The organism is Pediococcus parvulus (genome assembly GCF_964063155.1).
GTDB classification, from domain to species: domain Bacteria; phylum Bacillota; class Bacilli; order Lactobacillales; family Lactobacillaceae; genus Pediococcus; species Pediococcus parvulus.
Genome location: NZ_OZ061292.1, coordinates 1,437,890 through 1,461,617, shown reverse-complemented (window position 1 = coordinate 1,461,617; position 23,728 = coordinate 1,437,890). Strand labels below are relative to the sequence as shown.

The following is a 23,728-nucleotide window of genomic DNA, read 5'->3' as shown; positions in this document are numbered from 1 at the left end:
AAATTCTCTAGATGAATAGTTAAAGCTTAATGCATAACTGATTTTTATAATTATATTGTTCTATTCAAATACCAGACTTAAAAAGTCCTCAGAATTTTCCATTCTGAAGGCTTTTTTCTTCACTACGTATAAATAAATTGAACGGAGTCATTAGATAGAAACCAAGGACAACTCCTAATCCGTTATGAATGACATCCATGATATCAACAGTTCGGTTGATGTGAACAAGTTGATCTAAGATAAACTGACCGCCTTCATTGAATACGGCAATGCCCAAAGCGATGAGTAAAACTTCAACTAAAACTGGGCGATCTCTAAAACCAAAGATATATAGATAGACACCAGCTGGAATGGTCATAATCACATTTAAGATAGCCTGCATACTGTAATCACGGTAAGGCATTGCAACTACTTTTGCGTAACCCACGTGAACGGTTTGAAAAACAGCATTCATGCTGAATGAATAAGTACCAGGCGTGAAAATTAAGTAAAAAACACTAATGACATAGATGATGAAGGTGGTTCTTACTAAAATTGAAAATGGTGATGGATTTACACGCATTTTTTTGATGTTGTAGACGGCAACTAATAATGAAATTATTACAAACGGTAAATATTGAAGCATTGTCATTGAACCACCTCCCAAATTGATTATTGTTTTAATTGTATCGCATATTTAACTAGAATAAAACCTTTAAGCATAAGGGTTTTAGTTAACTTTTTCTAAACATCTTTGTACTTCCTTAAACTTTTTCAAAAAAAGATTGCATTCGAATTCAGAAAGCTATATGATGAACTTGTAAAGAGATTGTAATATTGATGTAACATTTGGAGGCGGTTTTGATGAAAAAAGTAATGCGCTTTTTATTGGTTGTTGGATTAGCAATGGGGATGTTTATGTTAACGAATAGTACGGAAACTCAGGCCGCTTCCCGAACTTCCGTACCAGTCGCAATGCGAGGTAAATGGTACTTGACTAAACGAACAGGATTGAACGTAAAAAAGACGTCAATGGTTGGTTTAAATCATACTGTTATGGAAAAGACGTACGGTAAGTATATGGTATTTAAACCTTACTATAAGGGCAGCTATTCACTTTCTGATAAGCGATGGGGATTTGGTTTCTTCTTCAAATTAGTCACGGTTAAAGGAAAGAATGGTCGCAATTACAAGGCATTGGCAATGTGGGGTCAAGGCCCTGAGGCACAACTATATTACAAGAAGCTTAATAAAAATGAACGTCATAGTTTATCATGGCGTAAAACGATTAAATTAATGAATGGACAAAAGAAATTCTAGCGTCTGGCTTTACCATTTGGGTTAAAATCTTTATAATAGTAGGAGCACTGTGATGAAAGTATTTTCGAAGTTGGTGATCTGTGATAACATAGCGCAGTAATCAGAGAAACTTTCTGAGACAGGAGTAAGCTTTGAAACATAAATTAAGTTTTTGAGGATACCCACGAAAGGATGCTAATAATGGAAAAAAATGAAGAAGAACCAGTCAAGAAGCCTTTTGACATTGGCGATAAAGTACACGTTAAGAAAACTGCTTTGTTACCAACAGGATTTGACGGACAAGTTGGCAAAGTTTATGAGAACTCTATCTTGATTGATATCGATCCTGATACGGTGGCTAAGGCTCGTAGCGAAGAATTACACGATTTACATGGACGAGTAATTGTCCGTTTTGCTGAAGCTAAAAAGATTGAAGCATAATGTATTATTGAGATAAATAGAACGTCGTTTTTTGAAAAGAAGGGATCTGCTAGTTAAGCAAATCCCTTCTTTTTTACGCTGTTTTAATATAATTCACATTTTTATTTAATTTTGGGTTGACACAGTGCCTAAATGGAACTACATTTAGATTAAATTATGATTAGACACTTTCTCATAATTAAAATGTAAGCAGGCAAGGGAGTTGTACAAGTAATGAAAATTAAGAAGCGAACAGCAACGATTTTGGCAGTCGTTCCACTGTTACTACTGGCTGCATGTGGTAATGGGAGTTCTGCATCGAGCAGCAAGGGCAATTTGGCAACTAAACAGGTGGTTAATTGGACAGAATCTTCAGAGTTACCCTCAATTGATCCATCGTTAGCAACTGATGAGATTAGTTTTAACCTCTTAAATAACACCAATGAAGGGTTATATCGATTAGGCAAGAATAATAAAATCGAACCCGGAATGGCAACTAAGACCACCGTTTCAAAAGATGGCAAGACTTACAAGTTTACATTACGTAAAAATGCCAAATGGAGCAACGGTGATTCAGTAACCGCCCAAGATTTCGTTTATTCATGGCAACGGATTAACAATCCCAAGACAGGCTCACAATATGCATACCTGTACAGTGGGGTTAAAAATGCGGATCAAATTCAAGTAGGCAAAAAATCAGTTTCAACTTTAGGTATTAAAGCTACTGGTAAATACAAACTGACTGTGAAATTGGATAAGGCAATTCCATACTTTAAGTTGTTAATGGGCTTTCCAAGCTTCTTCCCACAGGATCAAAAAGTGGCTCAGAAGTACGGAAGTAAGTATGCAACGCAGAGTAAGTACCAGGTTTACAATGGTCCATTTACCTTACAAGGATGGACGGGTACTAACAACAAGTGGAGTTTAGTAAAGAACAAAAAGTACTGGGATAAAAAACATGTGACCTTAACCAAAATTAATGATCAGGTTGTGAAGGATACTGAGACTGGCTTGAATCAGTTCCAAGGCAAACAAGTCGATCAAACTGCCATTTCCGGAACACAGGTAGCTAATTTGAAGAACAGTAAATCCTTCTTCTTAGGCCGTGAAGCGCGAAATGCCTATCTTGAATACAACTACAAAAAAATTAAAGCTTTCAGAAACTTGAATATTCGTCAAGCAATGTCATTAGCAATTAATCGTAAGCAGTTAGTAACTAAAGTTTTGGCAGATGGTTCAACCACACCAAAAGGTTTCGTTACCGATGGTTTGGCAAGCAATCCGAAGACAGGTGAAGATTTCGCTAAGGAAGCATACAATGGTGGAACTGGAGTTACCTATAACTTAAAAGAAGCTAAAAAGTTATGGGCCAAAGGTTTGAAACAAGAAGGCAAGAAGAGTGTTACTTATACTTTGATGTCTGATGATACAGATGTGGGTAAGAAGACTACTGAGTTCTTGCAAACACAACTCGAAAAATTACCAGGATTGAAGATCAACGTTGAAAACATCCCCTATAAGACACGTTTAGCGCGTTCTGCAAAGGGACAATTCCAGTTAGTTGTGACGCTTTGGGGAGCTGATTTCTCCGATCCAATTTCTGATTTAGGTTTGTTCACTTCAACAAACAGCTTTAACAATGGTAAATGGGGTAACAAAGAATACGATAAGTTGATTGATGCAGCTAATAATGGTGATGCTAACAACACTGAAAAGCGTTGGGAAGACATGGTCAAGGCTGAAAAGCTTTTGATGAGTCAGCAAGCCAATGCACCACTTTACAATGGTGTCGCACCACAACTGATCAACACTAAAGTGAAGGGTTATGTTTACAATACAGCCGGTGTGCCATGGAACTGGAAGGGTATGTACGTAACCAAGTAATTGATAATTAGATCAAAATTAAAGATTCGTGATGACTGAAACAACAGTTCATTACGAATCTTTTTTGACAATTTTAATATTACTCATAAAATTCACGCTTTTATGACACTTTTTAATATTCGTTTAACTTTTGTATTGACAGGAATGCAACCATACGCTATATTTAACATTAAATTCTGGTTAGACGGTTTCTCATAATCAGAATCAAAATATAGAGGAGTTGTTTCGTAGATGAAATTCAAAAAAGGCTCGGCAACTTTATTAGTTGCACTTCCCCTGCTGTTATTAGCTGCATGCGGTAACGGTAAGTCATCTTCATCAAGTAGCAATGGCGTAGATAAGAGTAATTTAGCTGCAAAACAGGTTGTCAATTGGACAGAAAAATCAGAATTGCCTTCAATTGACCCATCGATTGCAACTGACCAGATTAGTTTTAATGTGATGAACAATACTAATGAAGGATTATATCGTTTGGGTAAAAACAATAAAATTCTTCCGGGTATTGCGACCAAAACCAAAGTATCCAAAGATGGTAAAACGTACACCTTTACCCTTCGCAAAAATGCGAAGTGGAGTAATGGTGACAAAGTAACAGCCAAAGATTTTGTTTATTCTTGGCAACGCATCAATAATCCAAAAACTGGTTCTCAATATGCATACTTGTACAGTGGTATTAAGAATGCCGACCAGATCCAAGCTGGCAAGAAACCAGTTAGCAGCTTAGGAATTAAAGCTGATGGCAACTATAAATTAACGGTTACCCTCGAAAAAGCCATTCCATACTTCAAGTTGTTAATGGGCTTCCCAAGTTTCTTCCCTCAAAATCAAAAAGTAGTGGAGAAATACGGTGACAAATACGCAACGCAAAGTAAATATCAAGTTTACAATGGTCCATTTACCTTACAGGGATGGACGGGAACCAATAATAAATGGTCATTAGTTAAGAATAAAAATTACTGGGATAAAAAACACGTTTACTTAGATAAATTAAACGATCAAGTTGTTAAAGATACACAAACCGGATTGAACCTTTTCCAAGGCAAACAAGTGGATCAAACTATCTTATCCGGAACACAAGTGGCAAATATGAAGAGTAGCAAGTCCTTCTTCTTAGGCCGTGAAGCGCGCAATGCTTATCTTGAATACAACTACAAGAAGATCAAAGCTTTCCAAAACTTAGATATTCGTCAAGCAATGTCGTTAGCAATTAACCGCAAACAACTGGTTAATAATGTTTTGGCAGATGGATCAACAGTACCAAAGGGCTTCGTTACTGATGGTTTAGCAAGCAATCCTAAGACTGGTGAAGACTTTGCCAAAGAGGCTTACACTGGTACTGGTGTGAACTATGACCTGACAAAAGCCAAGAAACTTTGGGCAAAGGGATTAAAAGCAGAAGGTAAAAAGAGTGTAACTTACACCCTGATGGCTGATGATACCGATGCCGGCAAGAAAGCTGCCGAATTCTTACAATCACAGTTGGAAAAATTACCGGGCTTGAAGATCAATGTTCAAACGATTCCTTACAAAACACGTTTGGCTCGTTCAGCTAAGGGACAATTCCAATTGGTTATCACGCTTTGGGGAGCTGACTTCTCCGATCCAATCTCTGATTTAGGCTTATTCACTTCCGATAACAGTTTCAACAATGGTAAGTGGGGCAACAAAGAGTACGATAAGTTAATTGACAAGGCAAACAACGCGGATGCAAATAATACTCAGAAACGTTGGGAAGATATGGTCAAAGCTGAAAAGATTTTGATGAATCAACAAGGAAATGCGTCATTGTATAATGGTGTGGTTCCACAATTAATCAATACAAAAGTTAAAGGCTATATTTATAACACTGCCGGTGTTCCTTGGAACTGGAAGGGTGTCTACGTAGAAAAATAGATCACGCAAAGATTCAGATGGCTGCGAGTTAGCGGCTATTCTGAGTCTTTTGTTGTGTGCACAATTTTTGACTTTCTGAGAGGACCTTGCTACGCTCTATTCAGGGTAGTCAATGATGTAAGTTAATGTGGGCTAAAAAATAATTAAATGAAAAACCTACCCGTTTTGGCAAAAAGTTAATTGAGTTAGAAACCGACTTAGCATAACTTTCAACCTGCGTTAGATTGTGACAATTCAAATTTGGGTGTCACGAGTTAAAAGTAGTCACAAACCTGGTAGAATGGGCTTTTGTCGTAATTATGCATCACAATGTCATTAGATCTTGGATAGTAGCGGTATACTTTGAACACTTAATCAATCTAGGAGTGAAAGAATTTGACAAAAACTGCGATTGTGACCGACAGTACGGCCTATCTTCCTCAAAATGTTTGTGAAAAGTTACGAATTACTGTGGCACCAATTTCAGTAGGCTTTGGTGATCATCAATATCGAGAACGAATTGACATTAGTGATGCCGAGTTTTATAAACGACTAAAAACAGAAAAAAGTTTTCCAACCACAGCTCCGCCTTCGATGGGAGTCATGGAAGAAATTTACCACCAACTCGCAAAAGAAGGCTATGAAGAAGTTATTAGTATTCATTTAACTGGTGGTGTTAGTGGTTTTGTCACCAATTTAGCGCAATTCGCGAAGAGTGTTGCAGAAATTAAGGTTCATGTGGTAGACTCACAGATTTCCGTACAGCCACTGGGATATTTAGTTATTCAAGCTGCTAAAATGGCACTGGCACAAAGGCCGGTGACCGAAATCATCGCTAAGTTAACTGAGTTAAAAGCAACAATTGGCGAGTATTTTATTGTGGATGATTTGAAGAATCTTGTTCATGGTGGCCGCTTAGGGAGTAGTTCGGCGTTTGTTGGTTCATTGTTAAAAGTCAAACCAATTCTTTCTTTGAATAAAGAGCGGTATAATATTGAGGCTGTCGATAAAGTGCGTTCGTTGAAAAAGGCCAAAGCAAACATTGTGAATCGTTTTATTAATGAAACGAAAGATCTTCCATATGCAGTGCGTGTGTTTCTGTGTGGCACGGATAATGAACCTGCGATTGAAAAATGGCGTGAAAACATTCAATCAAAATTAACGAATGTTGCGGCAGTGGAAACTGGTCAAATTGGACCGGTCCTTGGTGCACATCTGGGACCAGGGGCAGTCGCCATTCTATGGGTCAAAGAAGAAATTTAAAGAGACAGAAGTGAGGGAACAAAAAACATGAGAAAATTAAAAATCGATTTAAACGATCAAGATTATATGGGTAGTCATGAAGCAAGCTCTATGTGGGGCAAACAAAAAGATTACGTCCGAACAATCTATAATAAGTATCCAAAACGATTTCCAGAAGGAACCATTCGTAAATTCGGTAAACAACTGATTGTGACACGTGAGGGAATGGAAGCCGTCACGGGGATCAAGAAGAGTCAATTAAAAGATTTGAAGAAATAACAAAAAACGCTAAAGTTAGAGGAATTTGACCACATTGGTGGATAACTCAACTTTAGCGTTTTTTTGTAGCAAAGTGCTAAAATTAGACGTTAGAATAGGGTGAAAATAATGAAAACAAGCGAATTTATTAGAAAAGTGGAAATGCTGGGCGTAACCACGGTGGAAAAAGATAAAACGACATTACATATTAAACGGCATGAAATTGAAGCCGCCAATGTTAGTTTGGAGAAGACCTCATACTTTCAAATCTGTGGAAAATTACCACGACGTTTATTAAACTTGATTGTTGGTTACGCCGTTACGGATATTTCTGAACGGGATGATGATTAGTTAGAGTGATTAGAGTAGGTATGGTAACGAATTTAGATTAATCGCTACTTGCTTTTAATGTCGGTGTGATTAGTGAGTTTTATACGTCATTGGTGCCAAGAATCATAATTTTCTCTAAATTAGTGATAAAAAAAATACACTTTCTACTCAAATGATCATGTGTTGTGAGTAGAAAACGGATGTAATTTTTACTTATTGATATATCCTGACTAATAATATTTAAGTATCAATATTTTACAGAATAATTTACATACTTATCTTAGTAAAATCAAGTAACTCTTTAGCAGCATCAACCGTATCCACAAAATCAATTCTTTCAGCATAATCATGATCTTCACCATATCGTTTCCATAAACGTATCAAAACAGGTGTCTCTTTTACTGAATCTAATCTTGAGGAATAATCAGTTAGAAATGAAGTTGTTTTGCGTTTTTCAGCCGTTCTCAAAATTGCTTTTTTTAGTAATGGAAAATCAATATTTTGTTGCTCTAATTTATTTAGTTGATAAACATCATAAAAATCTTTGGCCCGTGTGTTGGCATTACCCCGTGCCACAATCGATTCTAATTTTTCGGCAAGAACTGTTTCAAGATTATACGCTAAAATAGGAATTTTTCTATCCTCAGTAATTAGTTTATGCTTGTAATGAATTTCTTTGGGTGTCATTTTATCACCAGTCGAGACATCAACCTTGATGACAGTTTGCACATCTAAAATAACTGCATCGATGTGTACACGATAACCACCGTATTCATCATCTTTTCTAATTGGTTCAACATTAACAACCGTCATTTCAATTTGATCATTATCAACTTCTATCGAACAAATATCAGTAAATGCATTTGTAATACTTTTTAAACTCAATGGGTATCCTACTAACGTTGTATCTATATCCATAGTTGACCGAGTATCAACGCCGATTAGAGAAGCAATTAAAAAGCCACCTTTAAGTACCATATTGTTCTTATACGTGGAAACTGATAAACGTTCTAAAAGCTCATCAAGCATAATTTCTTGTAATATCAATTGAGCAGTAACATCATTCTCTTTAGCAAGCTTTTTTACGTAGGCTTTAAATTGCATACCGTTTCTAAATTGTTGTTTCACAGAAGTACCTCCAGATATGTTCTGATTTGTGTTTCCACATTCATCTTTTGGGCCATTTCTATCAACAAGTTAACATCTTTATTAGGTAGTGCAGCATAACCGTTCATTGCCATTGAAATTAGTTCTGAATCTTTTTTATTCTTGCCACGAATCAAATCACACAGTGTTTTTTCAATTGAATAAACACGTACTGTATTTCCATTTGGCGTAATTTCAGATTCAATTCCTAATTGATAATATTTATTAGATTGCATATAGAATCGTATGTTATAGTCAGAGATTCGAGCAGAATGATAGCCCAAAGGAAATGTCATATCGTATTTACGCGGCGTACGATCTGTTAATCCATGGAGATATAGTGCGGTATTATATGAAAATATTCCCTTACCAAAGCGATATTGATAAATTGCCATTTCATCTTCAAATATAGCTGGATCAATATAAACACCACGATTAACTCGCTCAAGTTGACCACTGTCGGTTAATTCTGACAAGAAGTAACGGTTGACACCCATAGAAGCCGCTTCTTCAACAGTAATCATGCCGTTATGCGCTTTTAAATGCGCGAGGATCTTCTCTTTATTAGACATTATCATCACCTCTTTATATATTCTAACACATAAACGCTGTTTTCTTATAATAAGCGTATAAATGTTAGATTTCGATAACCATATTATTCTTTTATGCATTGAAAATTATTGAAATAACCTAATCACGTTTCGTTATTTGTTAGTGCAAACCAAGATTTTGAAATGGCAGTACTGGCACTATCAGAACTTGGTTCAGCTTTGGCAAATTAAGTTAGTGTTGGAATATTAATTGATGTACCCAATATAAGCGCTGTACCATTCTTAAGATACGCTAGTTTATCAATCATGTTTGTCTATTTATTTAATTTTTTCAAAAAATAATAGCAGTCTCTTCCATTGTTATTATATGGAAGAGACTGCTTTATCAAAGATGTAAGGTATTTGATGAATACACTATTTATGTCCCCGGCGGGTTCTAACTTTACTTATATGACGCACTTTACAAGGTACGTATGTGCCATATTGTGCCAAAATAAGAGATTATTACATTACTGATAATGCAGTTAAGGCTTTCTCACTTTCATCATCTGCAAAGTTTTTAAGTAGGTGAGAATATACATCCAGCGTGACAGTGATTGAGGAGTGTCCTAAGCGCTTAGAAATGTAATATATGGAAACACCCAAACACCCTTAGCAATTAAAAAACTAGCGTGTGTGTGTCGTAAAGCATGAAAGGTGACGGCTTTAATCTTTAATAGATCTGATAGATGTTTTAATTCATGCTTAGCTCCATTTGATGAAATTATATTTTGACGATTGTTCAGGAAAACATAATTATTAAGATTTTTAATTCCATGAGCTAAAAAATATTCGCCTTGAATTGAATGTAATTGTTTTAAAATTGTAACTAGTTCAATATTTATATCAATCGTTCGGTTAGATGATTTATTTTTGGTCGGTTTAAATCCACCGCCCTTGAGATAATCGTAGGTTTTGTTTATAGTAATTTTATGATTTTTAAAATCTACACAATCCCATGTGAGACCACCAACCTCGGCTAATCGCATACCAGTATATAAAGCAGTGACGATCATTACTTTTGAAACCTTATCTAAGCGAATATTCTTAGAACAATAATTTAACAATTTGTGCATATCTTCTATTTCAAGATATTTCAATTCTTCATCTTTACCAGCTAAACCAGATAATTCAGCACCAATGGTAAAATCTTTTTTTAAAAGGTCTCGTCTTACGGCTGCTTTAACAGCTGTGTGTGATTGTGAATGGAATTTTTTAACCGTTCCTAGTGCGTGAGTTTTAGCATACTCATTAATAACCTTTTGGTAATCATCATAGGTAATATCTTTCATTCTACGATTACCGAAATACTTTATAATCTCGTGATGCGTGTTTAGGTATCTCAATGCTGTAGCATATGCTAGTTTAGGCTCTTTATAATTTTTAAACCAATCAATAAAGTAATCTGCAAAACTATCTTCAGTTTCAGCTATAAGTTCATGGTTCAATTTTTTATGATCCAATTCAACCGCATAATTTTGAGCTTCTTTTTTGGTTTTAAAGCCACCTTGATTTTTAGATTTCTTTTTACCTTTGTACATATAAAACTCACGTACACTATATCCATTTTGTCTTTTAATAATTTGAGCCATAATAATTCATCCTTTCGTATTACCTAGGCGGGAAATATTTAAGGAGTTTATTTAGTTCAAATAATATTGATTTATCACCTTCTTTCAATTAAAATAAACAAATAGAGTGAGCCGCATTTATACGGTTCTGATAGGTTAGCACATCCAACTTCTTGGCGGGAGGGGATGTGCTTTTTAATTAAAAAGAGATATAATCAGTGATCAGTCTGATTATATCTCTTAACAAATTATGTATAACTAGCTTTCGGCGATGCCTAGGCCAGCAAACGGTCAAACCGTCTTTTCCTTAATTTGTAGTTTACTCGTCCATATTGAGATAGTCAATCAGATTGTTTAAAATTTTAAAGAATGTATTCAATTGTGTGTTGTCTGCGTACCAACTTTCATGTCGATGAAATCTACTTATTAATCTTTTTCCCTGACGATAACGATGCTGGCTCATTTTAATACTTTGTATTCGTCTGTGCAGGTAAAATAGTGAAACTAGATCATTAACTTTAAGATCTTGAATATAATTATTTGAGATTTTCATATTACTTGCTGCTAATTGAACTGGAGCAGATGGTTTGCGTAAAAATTCTTTATCTGAGAATAGATTTACTAGTAGTGGATTGCTATGAGCACAAGCATTTCGCAAATTCTTGCTAAACTTTAAGTAATTATGAATTGTTTTTATTTTTCTAGTCTTGCTTCTATCTAAGTAAAAATCAACAAACATCGATAAAGTTCCGAAAGTCATTACTTCAAGGAAAACCCAGACTGCGACGTGATCATGATGTTTTTTATACATGTCCTGCAAGTATCGATTCTTTTGAAGATATTGTAAAGTCTGATTATATTGATTTGGATGAAGTTTTCGAAAATCCTGAACTATTTGGTAACCATCCTCTTCCGGGATATTTGAAATTAAATTATTTAAAATAACTTTTATACCGTGTTCAATATCTAAAGAAAGATCAAAAAGGTAGTCCCTTAACTGCATGTCAATTGATGCTAAGTCTGTTAAATAAGCAAAATCTAAATTTTGGTATTTTCCATTTTCGTCTTTCGCAAAACTCGCTCTGTAAGAAGTTAACTTAAAGTAATAATTGACTTTGGTTAACATTTCATAAGCTTCTTTTTCTGAGGAAAAATTAAAAGTAATTCCCTTAGATTTCATATGATCTATAAGCTCATTAGTTGTCATCATTCTCTTTACCAAATTATGACTTCCTTTCAGTGGTACATCCATTACTTTGGTGAGTGAGGACGTGCTTCTATTTGGTTAGAGAAACATTGAAATGATAGTTACTATTAAAGAAAGTCCTCCAATAGCAATTGTTCCCCATAAAAACCGTTGAGTTTCTCTGTGTTCTTGACGTTGTACTTTATCGTGGTTACTTAAAGCTAAGTTGATTTTATCAGGAATATTCTCAATTTTAGCTTCTAAATTAGCCAGTTTTGTTTCAGTATGAGCCTCTGATAAATCAATTTTTGATGATAATCTATCCACAGCATGATTTAGCTCTTCACGAGTCACATAATTTTTCATATTATCGTCACATCCGCTGCTTATCTTTTCTTTAAGTTTAACATGTTCTGTAATGAAATGAACGTCTTCCAGAGGAGGTGCAGCATGCATTTGAATTACATTAGCTTTATTTGTCATTCGCACCCTCATCATTATTAAATAATATAGCTGTATTAAGTATCATAGCTGGAACTAATTTATTATCTTTCATAGAAGCAGTCAACACGAATACGGTAACCCTAAGAAATGACCCTAATTCGTTTAAAATAGACCTCTCAGAGATATGATAATTTGCTTCAAATGAAAATGATCGACGCTCCTCATCTGGTATATCAGCCTCCATACCTTGCTTTAATGGCTTAGGTTGAGTTATAAAATTAGTACGTAAATTTCCGGCGTTTAAATCAATATGCAGTTTTTGATGTCCCTCACCATACACAAGTTGATTAATTCCAATACGGATCGTAAACACAAAGTTACCATCTGTATCTTTAGAAATAAAATGTACCGGGTCCTCATACTGTACAATAGAGTATTCTGTTATAAACGGTTTATCTACTATGTCAAAGTTCTTTATCATTTAAATTCTTCCTTCTTTTTTGTTTGTAGCTACGTTATAAATTAGCATCCAAAAACTGAATATCAATTTTTTATTTCGATAAATCAGTACAAAAATAGGTCGTAGCCCTGGCCAGATAATTATTTTTGTCGTCTTTTAGAGCAAAATAGATTTAGGTCAAGAATCTGAACACATTTTATGTATAATTTAAGTGACTAATCTTTCTTTTTTATTTGGAGTTAAAATAATTGATGCTACTGTAAATGCGCACTGTTGTAAAAGCCCTCCAAATATTTCTGATTCTTTGGTTGTTAACGCATTCGATTTCATCCATATAATGTTTTGATTCTTAAAAGATTTGAATGTTTATTTTTGTATCTATTCCCACCGCCAGAATCGGACTGGCGCGCGTCACCAGAGTGGGAGGTGGGGCAGTTATTTAAGATGATTAATAGCGTAGTCTGCTTGTGCTGATGTGAACTGTTCACCAGATGAAGAGGTGAGTTGTTCACGGATTGCATCTTTAGACATAGATTGTTCCTTTTGGTATGACTTTGCTTTGTTTAAAGCGCTCTTGTTCCAGTTAACACCTGTAAGATGGTTTACTGCATACTGAGCTTGTGCTTCTGTAAACTTCTCACCAGATGAAGAAGAGAGTTGGTCTTCAATACCTTTTTTTGACATATCCATATCAGAAGCGTAACTTTTTGCTTTATTTAATGCGTTTTTGTTCCAATTAACGTTACCCAAATTCTTCATTGCATATTGAGCAGCTTTTTCTGTGAATCCTTCACCACTTTTTGAAGTTAACTGTTCAGATACAGCTTGTTCAGACATATCCATTGAAGAAGCGTATTCCTTAGCTTTATTGAGCGCTGAAGTATACTCAGATGGAACATTTGATTTCTTAGAGATGGAAGACTTTGTTGCTGTCTTACTTGATTTTTCTGAGCTGCTGGAGTTAGAACTATCTGATGAGCCTCCCATGGATGATGCTCCTACGACAACCACAATAATTATTAACAACCAGAACCAGAAGCGCTTGTAGAATGGCTTCTTTTGCACGTAAACCTTTCCGTCTTCCCCCTTGATTTTCTTAGCCATAATGTATTCCTCCAAAATATATATTTCAGCTTTTAATGACTTCAGTATTTGGTCAATCCAGCTAGTATTTAAATTTCTTACCACAATCCATACAAATCATATCAATTTTTTTGCCTTTTTTTCCTACAAAGCCAGCTAACGTTCCAACGCCACCGACTAAAACACCACCTAAAACTGCTTTACCAACAGAAAAGCCCTTACGATGATTCCCCACAGCCTGAATGTTTTTACTTTTGCATCGAGGACAGTGAGGCACTTGATTTTTACGAGCGCTTTTAGCCAAATCAACCTCTTGTTGTCTTTTTTGTTGCTGTTTTTCTCGAAATTCTTTCAATATGTCATTAGCTGAGTTTTTAAACTGTGGTTCTTGACTGTCATTGTTGTTCATAAAATCACCCCCTTATGTCTTGTCTTTGTTATGACCAGAACGAGCCAACCTATTGTTCTTCATCTTGTGGATAGATGAGTCCATAATACTCATGCATTTTTGTTTCAACAATTTCGTACAAATGACCTGGTATCTTAAAGATATTCAAGAATTGTAAAGGATCCGCATATTCCTCTGTTCGTTCTTTACAGTAATAGGGTATCAATATACTGATGGCTCTGCTACTAGCAGCTACCTCAATCTTAGATTTAGATGTGGCTGTCGGAAAGTAAAGGGGCTGATTAGATTTATCACCGTTTAAAACGTGGGAGGTTTCATGTGCAATTTGAAACGGTAATTGTTCTGGATCATGCCAATTCATATTAATCATGATTGTTTCTGTTTTCGTATCAGTGAATGAGGGCATATAAGGCGTGAAATTAGTTACTTGTTGAGATTTAACGCCATGATCAAACGCATAATTTAAAGTGAGATTAATTAATTCATCATTATTTTTTTGCATTTCTTAAACCCTCCAGTATTTTACGGACGGTTTCCATATCTTCCTCTGGTATTGGCATTCCTTCAAACATCATGATTGTGTCATTTTTAGCCAGATCCACTTTCTGGGGCTTAGCTGTGCTTTTACCGAGTAAAGTATCCACAGAGACGCCTAAAACATCAGCAACTTTTTCTAAAGATTCGGGACTGGGATTTCTTTTTTTCCATTGATAGAGATAATTTGTGCTGATTCCAGCCTTACGTTCCACTTCTGCTATGGAATATCCCCTTTGCTTTGAAATCTTCTTTATGTTGTCAAATAGTGTCATATTAGCATTTCTCCATATCGTGAACAAAGAAAGCTATAACATGTTTTAGAAAAAGCTTGCATTATTCTATAACATATTTTAGAATAATCTTTGTTAAGAAAGTTTGTTATCAAATTAAGCAAATTAAAAATACCTATAAATCATCTTGGCGGGCGATATAAAGGCTTTTTACTGCTTATTTAATTATGTCTTTATTCTAAGATATGTTGTAGATAAATGCAACACAAATCTATAAAATATTTTCTTAACAAAATTTAGTGATTATGAAAGGAGTGAAAAAAATGTTTATTCATATGGAAACAAATAATAAAGCTGAATCAATTATGTCGTGGTTGGGTGCCCATAAAAAGCAGGAAACACAGTCTAGTCTTGCTAAAAGATTTGGAAAATCAAGAACCTTTATAAGTTTGTCTCTTAACAAACAGTCGGTAACTAAAGCATCCGAATCTATTATCAATGAGATTTATAAATACTTACAAGAAAAGTATGGTATTTAGAAAAGATTTACAAAGTTTTGGATATTTAGGAGGATGAAATAAATGACCTGTTTACAAGAACTGCGACAATCTGAAGGCTTAACACAGTTTGAGATGGCAAAAGCACTGAAAATTTCGTATTCACATTATTCAAAACTAGAAGATAATTTTGCAAAGCCAAGTTTTAAAGTTCTACAGGGGATAAAAAAGAGTTTTTCTCAAACGGATATGAATAGATTCTTTTAAAAAAATAACCCCAATCTATAGTGGTAGGACGCAATTAATTGGAAGGAGGACAAAAAATGTCAGTTTATACAGCAATAAAAAATATTGCTAAGAAGAAAAGGTTAAGTATTTACAAGATTGAACGTGATCTTGACTATTCAAACGGTCTAATTAGTAAATGGGATAAAAGTATGCCAGGAGCTGATACGTTACAAACAGTAGCTGACTACCTTGGAGTTACTTCAAGCTTTATTTTAAACAAGTCAAGACAGAAAGAAGGTAAATAAGATGAACAATCTGGTTGTAATGAAAAATCAGCAAGCTGTAACAAGCAGTCTGCAAGTAGCAGAAGTTTTTGGTAAAAATCATCAACACATTCTCGAAGCAATTGATAATCTCACGGTCGAAAATTCGACAGTGAAAAGTATGTTTGTGGAAGGGAAATATGAAAATTCACGAGGCCGTGAATATCGTCAGGTTTACATGAATCGAGACGGATTCACGTTGCTTGCTATGGGTTTCACTGGCAAGAAAGCCATGCGGTTTAAGCTCCAGTATATCGAGGCTTTTAACCAAATGGAGCACCAGATTCAAACAGGTGGTTTTCAAATTCCGCACACTATGGCAGATGCGTTACGCTTGGCAGCAGACCAGGCAGATCAAATTGAACTGATGAAACCTAAAGTCTTGTTTGCTGATTCAGTGGCCACAAGTAAAACGACCATTCTGATTGGAGAACTTGCCAAAGTTCTTCGCGGTAATGGTATCGATATTGGTGCGACAAGGCTATTTCAATGGATGAGAGCAAAGGGCTACCTGATTAGTCGCAAGGGGACAGATTGGAATATGCCAACTCAAAAATCTATGGATTTAGGTCTGTTCAAGATTAAGGAAACTTCTATCAGTCACTCGGATGGCAGTATTACAGTTTCCAAAACCACAAAAGTAACAGGTAAGGGGCAACAGTATTTTATTAACAAATTTTTAGCGATTAAAAGTTAGGAGGTAAGCAGTATGAGTGAAATAGAAAAATTGCAACTGAAAGTTTACGAAAATTATATAGAAAAGATCAATGATATTGAAACTGACCTAGACAACACTATACAAACTGATTTATCAATCGAAAAACAAGTTAATGGGCGTCCTGTTTTGACAGTCAGGGTTGTTGATAAATTAGATGCCGCTATCGAACGGTTAACAGAATTAAGAGATAAGGCAATTATGCTAGATGGCCTAAACAGAGCAGGTGATTAGCATGGATCAAGAATTTAAACAATTGTTAGACTTTCTCACAAATGATGAACTTTTAACACGTGAAGAAGTTGCTGATCAAATTTTTCATAAAGCACCGAATACAGTAGATAAGATTTTACTCAAACGTGGTTTTCCTTATTTGACAGTTGGTAGCAGAAAGATGTATTCGCGTCACGCCGTAGTGAAGTGGATTGCAGACAATTTAGAATATAACAAATAAATCCTAGGCGGGAAATATTTAAGGAGTGGTAAGCATGGCAATTTTAGGAAACATTGTATTTTGGTTGATAATTTTATTTTCAATCGTAGGTTTGAGTTTTCAGGCTGGCCGAGAAACGGGTGCTAGCGAAGAAGCTAAACGCCACAATCGAATCATCTGGCAAGATTCAGAAGACTACTATCTCAACCAGAGGAATAAGTAATGTGGTTATGGATGTGTGGAGTAATAATTTTGATTGGATATATCGCGTTGATATGCATATTGAAAGGAGGTGACGACTGATGGTACATCATTATATGACTAAGTACTATAACGAGCATGGCGAACATGTTGTGGAATCATGGATTCAACTGAATTTACTACGGTGGTGCTATATCATCTCAGACAGAAAAATGGTATTAAAAAAGTCGTCCAAAGACGACTTATAATCTATTACCCTTTTTTCCATCCATTGCCTGGTTTAGAAGTTGGAGGCAAGCGATCACCTTTTTGAATGGTAGCAGCATGTCCACCGCTAACTTTACCGCCCCGCGGACCGACTTCATGGTAATGTCCAGGTCTTCGGTTGTCGGTACCTGGTTTAATTGATTCAGTCATTTTATCATCTCCATTTATTATGAAATGCGTATCAAAAAACACTGGCGAAGGCGTTCTTAATACAAACCTAATTTTACTATAAAAACAAAAAATGCACAACATGATGTGTTTTTTTAAAAGCAAGAGCCATATATGTAGTGACGGAGGAAACCATGTGGAAGAAAATTGAACAGGTATTAAATGATAAAGGAATTAGTGCCAATCAACTATCTAAGTTAGCTGGATTTAAAAACAATTCAACAATTTACGCGGTTAAAAATGAACAAATCAAGAATCCAAGTTTTGAGTTAATGGAAAGAATTGCCAATGCATTGAACGTAAGCATGGACAGCTTTCGGAGCAAATAAAAAAGTCCGTTACGGCAATAACGGACTGGGATAAATATTTAACACACAAATTATAACACAGAAGGAGTGATCATCATCAATACTGACAGAGACATCCAACAGATGGATGATAACTTGCTTAACGCTTACCTTGATTCACAAGACGAAGAAATCGAACGTGACGAAGATGCTGAATATGATGAAGATGAATTAGCGCTTGAAAGGGATGAAATGAATGAAGATACCGTTTGACTACACGGGTGGCATGGAAAAAAAAGAATGGTTGTTGCACCGCCGTAAAGGAATTGGCGGTTCTGATGTAGCTGCAATCCTAGGCCTGTCACCGTGGGTATCACCCTATCAAGTCTGGGCGGACAAGACTGGTAGAGTTCCGATTGATTTGAAAAGTAATGAGTTTGAACATTGGGGCACGATCATGGAGCCAATCCTGGCTAACGAATTTGAAGCGCAAACTAGAAAAAAAGTGTTTCGTCAAAATAAAACTTTCTATGACCCTAAGTATCCGTTCTTGCGTGCTGATATTGACCGTGATGTGGCAGGAGAAGATGGCTTTCTAGAAATCAAAACAGCCATGGAGTATAAGTCGGATGCTTGGTCAGATGAACAAATTCCCGGACCCTATCGTTTACAGGTTCAGCACTATATGTATGTTTTGAATCGGCCTTATTGTTACTTTGCTTATTTGATTGGTGGCCATAGGTTTGGTATTAAGCGATACGAACGAGATGATGAGTTAATCAATCAGATTGAACCACAATTAATTGATTGGTGGGACGAACATATTATCCATGATGAGGCACCTGATCCAGATGGTAGCCAATCTACGACAGATATTCTCAAGCTTATCTATCCAAGATCTGAATCGATTCAAATAGAGTTACCAAGCATTTGGAATCAAAAACTACACCAACATCAAGACTTGAAAAATAACATCAAAATTTTGGCAGCAGATAACAAACGAATTGAAAACGAGTTACGAGTAGCAATGAAGAATGGAGATACTGCAGATACAGAAAACTATCACATCACTTATCGTTCCAACAAGAATGGTAACCGCATGCTACGAATTACTGAAAGGAAGAACTACGATGGCAAACAATAACGATTTAATGAACGCAACAAATGGGTCACGTCAACTACAAAAAGGTAATGTTCAGTCCGCAACGATTAAGGGACTAATGGAATCACCAGCAATGCAAAAAAAGTTTGGTGAAGTGCTGAAAGGAAAAGCGAAAGGATTCACGACATCTGTCCTGAACTTGGTTAATTCAGATTCATATCTAGCTGATGCACAACCAATGTCAATCATCACTGGGGCTATGGTAGCTGCCACTTTAGACTTACAAATTGATAAGAATTTAGGATATGCCTATTTGGTTCCTTTCAATACTAAGAATAAAGTAACCGGTAAATGGGAAAAGAAAGCGAATTTTGTACTTGGTTATAAGGGTTATATTCAATTGGCACAACGTTCTGGACAGTATAAATCAATTAATCTAGTTACGGTTTACGAAGGGCAAGTTAAGTCCTGGAACCCGCTTACTGAAGAGCTTGACTACGATCCAAACAGCAGAACTAGCGATAAGGTAATCGGGTATGTTGGTCGTTTTCAATTACTAAATGGGTTCACTAAGACCACTTATTGGACATGGGATGAAGTAGAAGCACATCGAATCGCCAACAATAAGGACCGTGATAAGAAAAAATTATCTGGCGTTTGGAAAACGAACTACGACGCAATGGCACAAAAAACAGTCCTTCGGTCATTACTTTCAAAGTGGGGAATTCTTTCCATCGATATGCAAACGGCAGTTAAAAGTGATGAAACAGCTAGTGTCATTGATGATTCAGATGAATTAGTAAAGGACCCAACGGTTCTAGATAATGTTGAGGAAGAGGATGAACCTGCGAAACAAGAGGATGAGTCAAAAGATGTTCCAGATAATGTCAATGCTGAAACTGGTGAGATTAGGGACGGAAAAACTTCTGACAATTCTACTGTACTAGATGGATTCAACGAAGCAATGAAAGATACTGCAAAGTAGGTGAGTGATTATGATAAATCGAACAGTTCTTATTGGACGCTTAACCAAGGAGCCAGATTTACGGTACACCAATAGTGGTACTGCAGTTGCTAGTTTTACATTGGCAGTCAATCGCCAATTCACTAACTCTGATGGTGAACGTGAAGCTGATTTCATTAACTGCGTGATCTGGCGAAAGGCAGCCGAGAACTTTGCTAACTTTACCCATAAAGGTTCATTGGTTGGAATTGATGGACGGATTCAAACCCGTTCTTACGAAAACCAACAAGGCAACAAAGTTTATGTAACGGAGGTTGTCGTTGAAAACTTCTCGTTGCTGGAACCCAAGTCGCATTCTGATTCTGACCGGCAGAGCAATAACAAGACACCGTCAATAAACAAACAAGCATCTTCAGACCCGTTTGCCGGCAGCAATCCAATTGATATTGATGAAGACGACTTGCCATTCTAAAGATGAGGTGAATTAAATGTCTGACGGAGGTTGGATTAAGCTTTATCGGAAAATTCGTAAGTCCTTCGTTTGGACTAATTCCGATCAATTAAAGCTTTGGCTATTAGTTTTGATGAAGGCAAATCATGAACCTAATAAATTTTTGTTTAATGGAAAAGAAGTGTCCGTGACAAGCGGTCAATTCGTCACGGGAGCCCACGTACTGGCATCCGAGTTCAACGAAGGAGTGTCGCGTGACAAAGCCGTTGCATGGAGGTCGTTATGGAGATGGCTTAAGAGATTTGAAAACGAGCAAATGTTGACAATCAAATCAAACACGAAATACAGCGTTATTACTGTACTTCACTGGGATGAGTACCAAAGCGTTGACAATCAAGTGACAAGCACTCGTCAATCAACTGACAATCAAGTGACAACAAACAAGAATGAAAAGAATGAGAAGAAAGAAAAGAATGTAGTAGTAGGCGATACAAATAATCCAGTCAATCTTTGGACGGACCTGTGGGGATTCCCTAATGCAATCGCGCAACAGGATTTAACTGAATGGCGTAATGAATTTGGAGATGCACTTGTAAACTATGCCATTAACTACGCTGCGAGAAGAAATGTACAGAGTTACGGAGCCGATAAATATTTGTTTAAGGTTTTTGATGGTTGGTCTAATTTAGGAATTACTACTGTTGAAGAAGCTGAAAACGAGGCAAAAAATCATGAACATCGACAAGCCAATCAACGGGGTGGATTCATGAAAAATCAGGTTAGAGAAAAAGAAACTTTACCTGATTGGGCTAAGGTGACGCCAACTGAAAGTCAGCCAATAGCTCCCAATGCTCAAAAAAAGTTACGAGGACGTTTGGAAGCTTTGCGGAGAAAAGATGGAGGAAGAACAGATGAAAATTAGCTTAAATGACGAAGATTACATGGAAAGTCATGAAGCAAGTATCATGTGGGGGAAGCAAAAAGATTACGTGCGTACCATTTATAACAAATATCCAAAACGATTCCCAGAAGGAACAATTCGTAAGTTTGGTAAGCAATTAATTGTCACATGTGAAGGTATGGAAGCCGTCACGGGAGTTAAACGGAGTGAGCTATGAAGGGACAAATGTCGGCAATTAACCGTAAAGGTCGAAAGGTTGAGATTGATGGCTATAAGTTTGATTCTCAACGTGAAGCGGATTTTTATAAGCGGTATGTAAAGAATTGTGGGTTAGATTTTGATGTCCATCCCAGGTTTGATTTAGTTAAGCCATTTGCATTAGATAGTATGAAGTTTCGGAAAGTGGTGTACACACCGGATTTTGTAGTCTATGACAGCACTGGGAACATCCTGCACGTCTATGATGTTAAGAATGGATTTTCAGTTTACGACCTAGATACTGGAGTACAACTTAGATTCAAAATGTTTGCGAAACACTATCGGTTTCCAGTAGAAGTTGTAGTGCCTCGCGTTCATTATTTCAGAACTAAAATTTTTGGAATTACTAAGCAGCATAACGAACCAGTCCAAAAAACAAATTTGAATTACACGGTGGGTGATTTAGTTGAATAAGGATCAAATAACATTTAGAACCGCATTTATTAAGCAATTTGAAGAACATAACAGTGATTTATTTGGCACCATCATCTGGTGGCGTGGTCATGGAAAATATATCCACATGAATGAAAGACAAGCGTTTGATGCGTACAAGAATCTAAGCGTTAAGGAGATTAATCAAGTAATCTGTGAAATTTTATTACCGTTTTGAAAATAGGAGGAATTTAAAATGAATGAGCTAAAAGATAATAGTTTTAATTTGTTTGCCAAGGTCAAGAAGGTAGGATTTGATGACAAAGGTGCACAAGTCACCTTAACGATTGACGAGGAAGATTACTTAGACGTAGTCAATCAGTTAGTTATGACGTCTGGCACCAGTGTAATGGTTAAATTTACACCTAGCCAAACTGAGCTTAATACAGATGGTGAAACTGATGGACAAGCAACCGTTAATCAAGAGAGACTTTAATTATCATTGGCTAGAAGCAACAAATTATTAAGGGGCTGAGTAATAAATGGAGAAGACAGTGTTAGATGAGAAAACAGTACGACTTGTGACAAAGTTAGTTACTCAGTTAGTACGTGAAGAGCGCCATCGTAAGTTTATAAACGAACAGACCTGGCGTATTAAGAACACAAGATTATTACTTAAGAACTATGATATTCTCCAGGGTTATACACAAGAAGTTAATACAAACATTGATGAGATACTTAAAGATGTATTCAGTAAAGATGATCTTAAACTCCGCAGCATTGATGGCTACAAGGCACGCACTGCTAAGATGATGGAGTACACTAACTTAATGTTGGATGCCTACAAAGGGTACGCAAGTAGGCGTGACGAAAGAGTACAACGCCGTTACTTCACCTTAGTTCATACCTATATCACGCCAATCAAGATGACACGCATGGAGATTGCTGAACGATTCTACTGTACGGATAAGACAATCCAGCGTGACGAGCAGGACGCAATCAAAGAGTTCTCACTGTTCTTGTTTGGCATTACCAGCTTAGAAGAAATGATTAGTTAAACAAATGTCCTAATCGTGTCCATACAATGTCCTACTTACCGTGTTACATTAGTAGCGTAAAGTAATACCAATCGGAGAGATTGCACTTGAGTTGATAGCCCAGGTGCAATCTTTTTATATACCCTGGAGGTGGTTGTATTAGTTAGAGCAGACAGAACCGGACAACATCGAGTGGCATTTGATAAGAACAAACGTATCATACTCAAGACCCAATCAGTCTGTGGTATTTGTGGTAGACCAGTTGATAAGCGATTGAAATATCCAGATCCAATGTCACCAGTTATTGATCACATCATTCCAATCAATAAAGGTGGTCATCCAAGTGATATGGATAACCTTCAGCTCGCTCATTGGTCATGCAACAGGCAGAAGTCGGACAAATTATTTAAAAATAAAGAAAATAAAACAGTTGATGTTAAGACTATTGGCAATAGGAATCTTCCTCAGTCTTTAGATTGGGCTAATTACCGGCCATAACGGCGTTTTGAACGATTCTAATGAATCTGATTGAGTCGGGCTTCAAAGGGGGGCATGAGACCCCCTACGGCGCCTCAGCCGGACTT

General features: G+C 36.4%; 38 protein-coding genes. 26 read left to right on the top strand and 12 right to left on the bottom strand.

From position 1 onward, the window contains the following. Positions 1-88: 88 nt before the first annotated feature. Positions 89-631 (bottom strand): VanZ family protein, encoded by a 543-nt coding sequence (locus tag AB3217_RS07310; protein WP_367365905.1) that lies wholly within the window; start codon positions 629-631, stop codon positions 89-91. Between the two features lie 212 nt (positions 632-843). Between AB3217_RS07310 and AB3217_RS07305 the strand changes: the two genes are divergently transcribed. From AB3217_RS07305 to AB3217_RS07275, 7 genes are all read left to right on the top strand, one after another. After that, positions 844-1,299 carry a DUF2715 domain-containing protein gene (locus tag AB3217_RS07305; protein ID WP_057807680.1) on the top strand — a complete coding sequence of 152 codons (456 nt, stop codon included), beginning with the start codon at positions 844-846 and terminating at the stop codon, positions 1,297-1,299. 180 nt (positions 1,300-1,479) lie between these two features. Then, positions 1,480-1,719: a preprotein translocase, YajC subunit, yajC gene (locus AB3217_RS07300; RefSeq protein WP_068805879.1), complete on the top strand. Its 240-nt coding sequence runs from the start codon at positions 1,480-1,482 to the stop codon at positions 1,717-1,719. 213 nt (positions 1,720-1,932) lie between these two features. Then, positions 1,933-3,582: a peptide ABC transporter substrate-binding protein gene (locus AB3217_RS07295; protein ID WP_367365904.1), complete on the top strand. Its 1,650-nt coding sequence runs from the start codon at positions 1,933-1,935 to the stop codon at positions 3,580-3,582. 231 nt (positions 3,583-3,813) lie between these two features. Continuing rightward, positions 3,814-5,475, top strand: coding sequence for a peptide ABC transporter substrate-binding protein (locus AB3217_RS07290; RefSeq protein WP_367365903.1), 1,662 nt, complete (start codon positions 3,814-3,816; stop codon positions 5,473-5,475). Positions 5,476-5,850: 375 nt separating this feature from the next. Continuing rightward, positions 5,851-6,717: a DegV family protein gene (locus AB3217_RS07285; RefSeq protein ID WP_367365902.1), complete on the top strand. Its 867-nt coding sequence runs from the start codon at positions 5,851-5,853 to the stop codon at positions 6,715-6,717. A 27-nt stretch (positions 6,718-6,744) separates the two neighbouring features. Next, positions 6,745-6,975, top strand: a complete 231-nt coding sequence (locus AB3217_RS07280; protein WP_057784943.1) for a helix-turn-helix domain-containing protein — start codon at positions 6,745-6,747, stop codon at positions 6,973-6,975. A 108-nt stretch (positions 6,976-7,083) separates the two neighbouring features. Then, a complete protein-coding gene (locus tag AB3217_RS07275) occupies positions 7,084-7,305 on the top strand; it encodes a hypothetical protein (protein WP_367365901.1) in 222 nt (73 codons plus the stop codon). A gap of 246 nt (positions 7,306-7,551) precedes the next feature. Here the strand turns inward: AB3217_RS07275 and AB3217_RS07270 are convergent, their stop codons facing one another. The 10 genes from AB3217_RS07270 to AB3217_RS07225 all read right to left on the bottom strand — a co-directional run bounded on the left by AB3217_RS07270 (position 7,552) and on the right by AB3217_RS07225 (position 14,982). Further along, positions 7,552-8,412 (bottom strand): nucleotidyl transferase AbiEii/AbiGii toxin family protein, encoded by an 861-nt coding sequence (locus tag AB3217_RS07270; RefSeq protein WP_367365900.1) that lies wholly within the window; start codon positions 8,410-8,412, stop codon positions 7,552-7,554. Continuing rightward, a complete protein-coding gene (locus tag AB3217_RS07265; RefSeq protein WP_057784939.1) occupies positions 8,409-9,002 on the bottom strand; it encodes a type IV toxin-antitoxin system AbiEi family antitoxin domain-containing protein in 594 nt (197 codons plus the stop codon). Before AB3217_RS07265 ends, AB3217_RS07270 begins: the two co-directional genes overlap by 4 nt. Before the next feature lie 587 nt (positions 9,003-9,589). Further along, positions 9,590-10,612 carry a tyrosine-type recombinase/integrase gene (locus AB3217_RS07260; protein WP_367365899.1) on the bottom strand — a complete coding sequence of 341 codons (1,023 nt, stop codon included), beginning with the start codon at positions 10,610-10,612 and terminating at the stop codon, positions 9,590-9,592. A 298-nt stretch (positions 10,613-10,910) separates the two neighbouring features. Beyond that, positions 10,911-11,813, bottom strand: a complete 903-nt coding sequence (locus tag AB3217_RS07255; RefSeq protein WP_367365898.1) for an Abi family protein — start codon at positions 11,811-11,813, stop codon at positions 10,911-10,913. A gap of 63 nt (positions 11,814-11,876) precedes the next feature. After that, on the bottom strand, positions 11,877-12,260 hold the full coding sequence (locus AB3217_RS07250) for a hypothetical protein (RefSeq protein ID WP_367365897.1): 384 nt from the start codon (positions 12,258-12,260) through the stop codon (positions 11,877-11,879). Further along, the gene (locus tag AB3217_RS07245) at positions 12,250-12,702 is read right to left on the bottom strand and encodes a hypothetical protein (protein ID WP_367365896.1); all 453 of its coding nucleotides are present in this window, start codon (positions 12,700-12,702) and stop codon (positions 12,250-12,252) included. Before AB3217_RS07245 ends, AB3217_RS07250 begins: the two co-directional genes overlap by 11 nt. A 414-nt stretch (positions 12,703-13,116) precedes the next feature. After that, positions 13,117-13,785: an Ltp family lipoprotein gene (locus AB3217_RS07240; protein ID WP_367365895.1), complete on the bottom strand. Its 669-nt coding sequence runs from the start codon at positions 13,783-13,785 to the stop codon at positions 13,117-13,119. 61 nt (positions 13,786-13,846) lie between these two features. Next, complete coding sequence (locus AB3217_RS07235; protein WP_367365894.1) at positions 13,847-14,173, bottom strand: hypothetical protein; 327 nt, start codon at positions 14,171-14,173, stop codon at positions 13,847-13,849. 49 nt (positions 14,174-14,222) lie between these two features. Further along, entirely contained in the window at positions 14,223-14,675 is a 453-nt protein-coding gene (locus AB3217_RS07230) for an ImmA/IrrE family metallo-endopeptidase (RefSeq protein WP_367365893.1), read from the bottom strand. Continuing rightward, positions 14,662-14,982 (bottom strand): helix-turn-helix domain-containing protein, encoded by a 321-nt coding sequence (locus AB3217_RS07225; RefSeq protein WP_367365892.1) that lies wholly within the window; start codon positions 14,980-14,982, stop codon positions 14,662-14,664. Before AB3217_RS07225 ends, AB3217_RS07230 begins: the two co-directional genes overlap by 14 nt. Positions 14,983-15,263: 281 nt before the next feature. On the opposite strand from AB3217_RS07225, the gene AB3217_RS07220 reads away from it, so the two are divergent. The 7 genes from AB3217_RS07220 to AB3217_RS07190 are packed head-to-tail and all read left to right on the top strand — an operon-like array spanning position 15,264 to position 17,359. After that, positions 15,264-15,479 (top strand): hypothetical protein, encoded by a 216-nt coding sequence (locus AB3217_RS07220; RefSeq protein WP_367365891.1) that lies wholly within the window; start codon positions 15,264-15,266, stop codon positions 15,477-15,479. 42 nt (positions 15,480-15,521) lie between these two features. Continuing rightward, the gene (locus tag AB3217_RS07215; RefSeq protein WP_367365890.1) at positions 15,522-15,704 is read left to right on the top strand and encodes a helix-turn-helix domain-containing protein; all 183 of its coding nucleotides are present in this window, start codon (positions 15,522-15,524) and stop codon (positions 15,702-15,704) included. Positions 15,705-15,760: 56 nt separating this feature from the next. Beyond that, positions 15,761-15,970 (top strand): XRE family transcriptional regulator, encoded by a 210-nt coding sequence (locus tag AB3217_RS07210; RefSeq protein ID WP_367365889.1) that lies wholly within the window; start codon positions 15,761-15,763, stop codon positions 15,968-15,970. 1 nt (position 15,971) lies between these two features. Then, positions 15,972-16,685: a phage antirepressor KilAC domain-containing protein gene (locus tag AB3217_RS07205; protein ID WP_367365888.1), complete on the top strand. Its 714-nt coding sequence runs from the start codon at positions 15,972-15,974 to the stop codon at positions 16,683-16,685. Between the two features lie 12 nt (positions 16,686-16,697). Next, positions 16,698-16,937, top strand: a complete 240-nt coding sequence (locus AB3217_RS07200; RefSeq protein ID WP_367365887.1) for a hypothetical protein — start codon at positions 16,698-16,700, stop codon at positions 16,935-16,937. Between the two features lies 1 nt (position 16,938). Next, on the top strand, positions 16,939-17,157 hold the full coding sequence (locus AB3217_RS07195; RefSeq protein ID WP_367365886.1) for a hypothetical protein: 219 nt from the start codon (positions 16,939-16,941) through the stop codon (positions 17,155-17,157). A gap of 34 nt (positions 17,158-17,191) precedes the next feature. Beyond that, positions 17,192-17,359 (top strand): hypothetical protein, encoded by a 168-nt coding sequence (locus AB3217_RS07190; protein ID WP_367365885.1) that lies wholly within the window; start codon positions 17,192-17,194, stop codon positions 17,357-17,359. A gap of 230 nt (positions 17,360-17,589) precedes the next feature. Here AB3217_RS07190 and AB3217_RS07185 read toward each other — a convergent pair whose 3' ends face one another. Continuing rightward, positions 17,590-17,754: a YjzC family protein gene (locus AB3217_RS07185; RefSeq protein ID WP_367365884.1), complete on the bottom strand. Its 165-nt coding sequence runs from the start codon at positions 17,752-17,754 to the stop codon at positions 17,590-17,592. A gap of 152 nt (positions 17,755-17,906) precedes the next feature. Between AB3217_RS07185 and AB3217_RS07180 the strand changes: the two genes are divergently transcribed. The 12 genes from AB3217_RS07180 (at position 17,907) to AB3217_RS07125 (ending at position 23,642) form a co-directional block, all read left to right on the top strand. Continuing rightward, the gene (locus AB3217_RS07180) at positions 17,907-18,101 is read left to right on the top strand and encodes a helix-turn-helix domain-containing protein (RefSeq protein ID WP_367365883.1); all 195 of its coding nucleotides are present in this window, start codon (positions 17,907-17,909) and stop codon (positions 18,099-18,101) included. A 102-nt stretch (positions 18,102-18,203) separates the two neighbouring features. Next, a complete protein-coding gene (locus AB3217_RS07175; RefSeq protein WP_367365882.1) occupies positions 18,204-18,332 on the top strand; it encodes a hypothetical protein in 129 nt (42 codons plus the stop codon). After that, positions 18,316-19,203: a YqaJ viral recombinase family protein gene (locus AB3217_RS07170; RefSeq protein WP_367365881.1), complete on the top strand. Its 888-nt coding sequence runs from the start codon at positions 18,316-18,318 to the stop codon at positions 19,201-19,203. Before AB3217_RS07175 ends, AB3217_RS07170 begins: the two co-directional genes overlap by 17 nt. Positions 19,204-19,210: 7 nt before the next feature. Then, entirely contained in the window at positions 19,211-20,146 is a 936-nt protein-coding gene (locus AB3217_RS07165; RefSeq protein WP_367366130.1) for a recombinase RecT, read from the top strand. A gap of 10 nt (positions 20,147-20,156) precedes the next feature. Further along, a complete protein-coding gene (gene ssb / locus AB3217_RS07160) occupies positions 20,157-20,597 on the top strand; it encodes a single-stranded DNA-binding protein (protein WP_367365880.1) in 441 nt (146 codons plus the stop codon). Positions 20,598-20,613: 16 nt separating this feature from the next. Beyond that, positions 20,614-21,498 (top strand): DnaD domain protein, encoded by an 885-nt coding sequence (locus AB3217_RS07155; protein ID WP_367365879.1) that lies wholly within the window; start codon positions 20,614-20,616, stop codon positions 21,496-21,498. Then, complete coding sequence (locus AB3217_RS07150; RefSeq protein ID WP_367365878.1) at positions 21,488-21,694, top strand: helix-turn-helix domain-containing protein; 207 nt, start codon at positions 21,488-21,490, stop codon at positions 21,692-21,694. The genes AB3217_RS07155 and AB3217_RS07150 overlap by 11 nt, the downstream gene beginning before the upstream one ends. Beyond that, entirely contained in the window at positions 21,691-22,149 is a 459-nt protein-coding gene (locus AB3217_RS07145) for a DUF1064 domain-containing protein (RefSeq protein ID WP_367365877.1), read from the top strand. The genes AB3217_RS07150 and AB3217_RS07145 overlap by 4 nt, the downstream gene beginning before the upstream one ends. Continuing rightward, complete coding sequence (locus AB3217_RS07140) at positions 22,142-22,345, top strand: hypothetical protein (protein WP_367365876.1); 204 nt, start codon at positions 22,142-22,144, stop codon at positions 22,343-22,345. Before AB3217_RS07145 ends, AB3217_RS07140 begins: the two co-directional genes overlap by 8 nt. An 18-nt stretch (positions 22,346-22,363) precedes the next feature. Continuing rightward, the gene (locus AB3217_RS07135; RefSeq protein WP_367365875.1) at positions 22,364-22,603 is read left to right on the top strand and encodes a hypothetical protein; all 240 of its coding nucleotides are present in this window, start codon (positions 22,364-22,366) and stop codon (positions 22,601-22,603) included. Positions 22,604-22,649: 46 nt separating this feature from the next. Further along, complete coding sequence (locus AB3217_RS07130) at positions 22,650-23,165, top strand: hypothetical protein (RefSeq protein ID WP_367365874.1); 516 nt, start codon at positions 22,650-22,652, stop codon at positions 23,163-23,165. Between the two features lie 171 nt (positions 23,166-23,336). Beyond that, complete coding sequence (locus tag AB3217_RS07125; RefSeq protein WP_367365873.1) at positions 23,337-23,642, top strand: HNH endonuclease; 306 nt, start codon at positions 23,337-23,339, stop codon at positions 23,640-23,642. Positions 23,643-23,728 lie beyond the last annotated feature (86 nt).

What these genes read in the sequence shown, in the direction of transcription:
- AB3217_RS07310 (WP_367365905.1), bottom strand. Translation starts at nt 631, where the DNA reads ATGACAATGCTTCAATATTTACCGTTTGTAATAATTTCATTATTAGTT.
- AB3217_RS07305 (WP_057807680.1), top strand. Translation starts at nt 844, where the DNA reads ATGAAAAAAGTAATGCGCTTTTTATTGGTTGTTGGATTAGCAATGGGG.
- AB3217_RS07300 (WP_068805879.1), top strand. Translation starts at nt 1,480, where the DNA reads ATGGAAAAAAATGAAGAAGAACCAGTCAAGAAGCCTTTTGACATTGGC.
- AB3217_RS07295 (WP_367365904.1), top strand. Translation starts at nt 1,933, where the DNA reads ATGAAAATTAAGAAGCGAACAGCAACGATTTTGGCAGTCGTTCCACTG.
- AB3217_RS07290 (WP_367365903.1), top strand. Translation starts at nt 3,814, where the DNA reads ATGAAATTCAAAAAAGGCTCGGCAACTTTATTAGTTGCACTTCCCCTG.
- AB3217_RS07280 (WP_057784943.1), top strand. Translation starts at nt 6,745, where the DNA reads ATGAGAAAATTAAAAATCGATTTAAACGATCAAGATTATATGGGTAGT.
- AB3217_RS07275 (WP_367365901.1), top strand. Translation starts at nt 7,084, where the DNA reads ATGAAAACAAGCGAATTTATTAGAAAAGTGGAAATGCTGGGCGTAACC.
- AB3217_RS07265 (WP_057784939.1), bottom strand. Translation starts at nt 9,002, where the DNA reads ATGTCTAATAAAGAGAAGATCCTCGCGCATTTAAAAGCGCATAACGGC.
- AB3217_RS07260 (WP_367365899.1), bottom strand. Translation starts at nt 10,612, where the DNA reads ATGGCTCAAATTATTAAAAGACAAAATGGATATAGTGTACGTGAGTTT.
- AB3217_RS07250 (WP_367365897.1), bottom strand. Translation starts at nt 12,260, where the DNA reads ATGACAAATAAAGCTAATGTAATTCAAATGCATGCTGCACCTCCTCTG.
- AB3217_RS07245 (WP_367365896.1), bottom strand. Translation starts at nt 12,702, where the DNA reads ATGATAAAGAACTTTGACATAGTAGATAAACCGTTTATAACAGAATAC.
- AB3217_RS07240 (WP_367365895.1), bottom strand. Translation starts at nt 13,785, where the DNA reads ATGGCTAAGAAAATCAAGGGGGAAGACGGAAAGGTTTACGTGCAAAAG.
- AB3217_RS07235 (WP_367365894.1), bottom strand. Translation starts at nt 14,173, where the DNA reads ATGAACAACAATGACAGTCAAGAACCACAGTTTAAAAACTCAGCTAAT.
- AB3217_RS07230 (WP_367365893.1), bottom strand. Translation starts at nt 14,675, where the DNA reads ATGCAAAAAAATAATGATGAATTAATTAATCTCACTTTAAATTATGCG.
- AB3217_RS07225 (WP_367365892.1), bottom strand. Translation starts at nt 14,982, where the DNA reads ATGACACTATTTGACAACATAAAGAAGATTTCAAAGCAAAGGGGATAT.
- AB3217_RS07220 (WP_367365891.1), top strand. Translation starts at nt 15,264, where the DNA reads ATGTTTATTCATATGGAAACAAATAATAAAGCTGAATCAATTATGTCG.
- AB3217_RS07215 (WP_367365890.1), top strand. Translation starts at nt 15,522, where the DNA reads ATGACCTGTTTACAAGAACTGCGACAATCTGAAGGCTTAACACAGTTT.
- AB3217_RS07210 (WP_367365889.1), top strand. Translation starts at nt 15,761, where the DNA reads ATGTCAGTTTATACAGCAATAAAAAATATTGCTAAGAAGAAAAGGTTA.
- AB3217_RS07205 (WP_367365888.1), top strand. Translation starts at nt 15,972, where the DNA reads ATGAACAATCTGGTTGTAATGAAAAATCAGCAAGCTGTAACAAGCAGT.
- AB3217_RS07200 (WP_367365887.1), top strand. Translation starts at nt 16,698, where the DNA reads ATGAGTGAAATAGAAAAATTGCAACTGAAAGTTTACGAAAATTATATA.
- AB3217_RS07195 (WP_367365886.1), top strand. Translation starts at nt 16,939, where the DNA reads ATGGATCAAGAATTTAAACAATTGTTAGACTTTCTCACAAATGATGAA.
- AB3217_RS07190 (WP_367365885.1), top strand. Translation starts at nt 17,192, where the DNA reads ATGGCAATTTTAGGAAACATTGTATTTTGGTTGATAATTTTATTTTCA.
- AB3217_RS07185 (WP_367365884.1), bottom strand. Translation starts at nt 17,754, where the DNA reads ATGACTGAATCAATTAAACCAGGTACCGACAACCGAAGACCTGGACAT.
- AB3217_RS07180 (WP_367365883.1), top strand. Translation starts at nt 17,907, where the DNA reads ATGTGGAAGAAAATTGAACAGGTATTAAATGATAAAGGAATTAGTGCC.
- AB3217_RS07175 (WP_367365882.1), top strand. Translation starts at nt 18,204, where the DNA reads ATGGATGATAACTTGCTTAACGCTTACCTTGATTCACAAGACGAAGAA.
- AB3217_RS07170 (WP_367365881.1), top strand. Translation starts at nt 18,316, where the DNA reads ATGAAGATACCGTTTGACTACACGGGTGGCATGGAAAAAAAAGAATGG.
- AB3217_RS07165 (WP_367366130.1), top strand. Translation starts at nt 19,211, where the DNA reads ATGAACGCAACAAATGGGTCACGTCAACTACAAAAAGGTAATGTTCAG.
- ssb (WP_367365880.1), top strand. Translation starts at nt 20,157, where the DNA reads ATGATAAATCGAACAGTTCTTATTGGACGCTTAACCAAGGAGCCAGAT.
- AB3217_RS07155 (WP_367365879.1), top strand. Translation starts at nt 20,614, where the DNA reads ATGTCTGACGGAGGTTGGATTAAGCTTTATCGGAAAATTCGTAAGTCC.
- AB3217_RS07150 (WP_367365878.1), top strand. Translation starts at nt 21,488, where the DNA reads ATGAAAATTAGCTTAAATGACGAAGATTACATGGAAAGTCATGAAGCA.
- AB3217_RS07145 (WP_367365877.1), top strand. Translation starts at nt 21,691, where the DNA reads ATGAAGGGACAAATGTCGGCAATTAACCGTAAAGGTCGAAAGGTTGAG.
- AB3217_RS07135 (WP_367365875.1), top strand. Translation starts at nt 22,364, where the DNA reads ATGAATGAGCTAAAAGATAATAGTTTTAATTTGTTTGCCAAGGTCAAG.
- AB3217_RS07130 (WP_367365874.1), top strand. Translation starts at nt 22,650, where the DNA reads ATGGAGAAGACAGTGTTAGATGAGAAAACAGTACGACTTGTGACAAAG.